Genomic DNA, 1,946 nt, shown 5'->3' on the forward strand with positions numbered 1-1,946 from the left:
GACGTACACCGCGCGGCCGGCGCCGATCGCCGCCGTGGAGTCGTACACGACGAACTCGACGCCGGGCCGGGCCGCGATGTTGGCGGAGTGCCGCGCGCGGGGTGAGGAGACCCAGTAGAAGGTGCGGTAGCCGGCGTGGGTGAAGAACACCGGGGAGACCCGGGGCCGTCCGTCGGGTTCCGCGGTCCCCAGGGTGAGGTAGCGGTTCGCGTCGAGCACGCCGCGCGCCAGCCCGGCCAGGTCCTCGGGAAGTTCCATTGCTTGTCCCCCCTCCGCGTACGCGGTCGCCGTCGACCCTCGGCCGAGGCTATCGGACGCGACTGACAGTGCCCGCCTCCAGCAGCGACGTGAGCGCGGCGACGTCCGCCGCCCCGTCCAGGCCGTCCACCGCCGCCTTGATGCCGCGCGCCCGCTCCCCGTCCAGCACGTCCGCCGTCAGCGCCGTGAACTTGCGCTCCAGGTCCGCTTCCGACAGCGGGTTCTCGGCCGCGCCCAGCGGGTGTTCGACGTCGCGCACGTACGTCTCGCCCGTGCGCGCGGTGACCTCGGTGACCGACGCCACGGACTGCCGCAGCGCGCCCGCGCGCTCGTCCAGGGCGGCGTCGCCCGTGACCGTGACGCGGTCGCCGAGGGCGGCGATCCCCGGGTCGGTCAGGCGCAGGTCGGTCATGATGTCGGCGAAGCCGACGCGGCCGCGGTGGGCGGCGACCGCCAGGACGTACTGCATGCAGTGGGAGCGCAGCGGGTTGGCGTCCACCACGTGGTACGAGGAGCGCGGGGCGCGGACGGCGACGCTCTCGACGTCCGCCGGGCGCAGGTCGTGGGTGCGCATGACGTCGAGCAGCCCGTCGAGGGCGGCGGGGATGAACACGCAGCAGGAGTTGCGCTTGAAGAACAGCTCCCCGACCGCGTACCGCTCACCGATCCCGGCGAGCAGCGCCTCCTGGTCCCACTGCCCGGTGAACGCCAGCCCGAAGGGGTACTTGCCGCCGAAGACGTCCGCCGGCCCGCGCATGCCGAGCGCCGCGAGCGTGGCGGCCTGCACGCCGGCCTGGGCGGCGAGGCCGATGTTGAGGGGCCGGGACTGCTCCGTCGGGTCGTCGACCCACGACAGCAGCCCGGACGCGCTCGTGCCCGCCAGCCCCAGCGCCTCCGCGAACCGCTCCCCGTCCAGCCCCAGCAGCAGCCCCGCGGCCACCGCGCTGCCGAACGTGCCCGCGACCGTGGTCGGGTGGAAGCCCCGCGCGTACTGGACGGCGGGGCCGAGGGCGTAGCTGACGCGGGCGGCGACGTCGATGCCGGCGACGGTTGCGGCCAGCACGTCGGCGCCGGAGGAGCGCTGCCGCTCCGCCACGGCGAGGGCGGCGGGGGCGACGACGGCGATGGCGTGGACGTTCGCGGAGGGGTGGTGGCTCTCGATGTCGCAGTAGTAGGCGAGGGTGCCGTTGGCGAGGGCGGCGGTCGCCGCGTTGGTGCGTAGCGGGGAGCCGAAGAGGCGGGAGGTGCCGGGGCCGGCCTCGGCGGCGGTCTTCTCCAGCAGCTCCATGACGGGGTAGCGGCGGGAGGTGGCGGCCAGGAGGGCTCCGAGACAGTCGTAGAGCGCGTTCTTCGCCTGGCGGACGACGGGGGCGGGGAGCCGGTCGTACGCGAAGACGTCGAGGCTGTCGACGAGCTGCTGGGTGCGGGTACGGGGACGGGCGCGGGTGCCGGTTCCGGGCATGGCGGACTCCTTCGCGGTGCGGTGGGCGGTCAGCGGGCGAGCGCGCGCAGCGCCGCGGTCATCCGGCTCAGGGCGGCCTCCCACACCGCCTCGTCGCGGGCGTAGCAGACGCGGAAGGAGCCGGTGCCGCGCGGGCCGAACTGGTAGCCGGGGCTGACCAGGACGCCGGCCTCGCGCACCAGGCGGTCGGCGAGGACGTGGTCGGGCACGCCGAGCGCGGAGGCGT

The 1,946-nt window shown here is 75.3% G+C and carries 2 protein-coding genes and 1 pseudogene; all 3 read right to left on the bottom strand.

The annotated features are described in order from the left end of the window. Positions 1-258 (bottom strand): pyridoxamine 5'-phosphate oxidase family protein (locus tag H5J30_RS30070; protein WP_181790541.1); only part of this gene is annotated, 258 nt, incomplete at its 3' end. 49 nt (positions 259-307) lie between these two features. After that, positions 308-1,720, bottom strand: a complete 1,413-nt coding sequence (locus tag H5J30_RS30075; RefSeq protein WP_181790543.1) for an MmgE/PrpD family protein — start codon at positions 1,718-1,720, stop codon at positions 308-310. Positions 1,721-1,749: 29 nt separating this feature from the next. Beyond that, a pseudogene (locus tag H5J30_RS30080) lies at positions 1,750-1,946 on the bottom strand (aspartate aminotransferase); the annotation flags it as partial.

The organism is Streptomyces phytophilus (assembly GCF_013870535.1).
Classification (GTDB): domain Bacteria; phylum Actinomycetota; class Actinomycetes; order Streptomycetales; family Streptomycetaceae; genus Streptomyces; species Streptomyces phytophilus.

Bases quoted from the DNA above. Each gene is read 5' to 3' on its own strand.
- H5J30_RS30075 (WP_181790543.1), bottom strand. From the start codon at position 1,720: ATGCCCGGAACCGGCACCCGCGCCCGTCCCCGTACCCGCACCCAGCAG.